1 protein-coding gene is annotated in these 280 nt (G+C 52.9%); it reads right to left on the bottom strand.

Annotated elements, in window-relative coordinates; translation table 11 throughout:
* Positions 1-280, bottom strand: a 280-nt coding sequence (locus AAEY55_RS18240; RefSeq protein WP_350552648.1) for a VIT1/CCC1 transporter family protein, incomplete at both ends; no start/stop codon positions are given.

Raw genomic sequence — 280 nt, 5'->3', positions numbered from 1 at the left:
CTCCAGGGCATTGTGCTCAGTCAAGCTTACGGCCACTTGATGTGCCAAATCATGCTCAAGTCCACGCGCTTCATAAATTTTTGTGAGCTCTATTAGCTCACGCTCAGCATTATGCGTCAGCTCATGTCTCTCTTTATCGAGATCCGCCTTTTCGGTATCCGCTTGTGATGAGACAGAAATATACTCGCCAGCCGCCATCGACAACGCACCTGCGGTCAACGCGGCCATGCCAGTCAACAGCAATGTCTGACTGCTTGGGCTGGCAGCCGCTACCCCAACC

Source organism: Pseudoalteromonas sp. 120-MNA-CIBAN-0494 (assembly GCF_040308885.1).
In the GTDB taxonomy this organism is placed as follows: Bacteria; Pseudomonadota; Gammaproteobacteria; order Enterobacterales; family Alteromonadaceae; genus Pseudoalteromonas; species Pseudoalteromonas nigrifaciens.
This window is presented reverse-complemented; position numbering and strand designations above follow the sequence as displayed.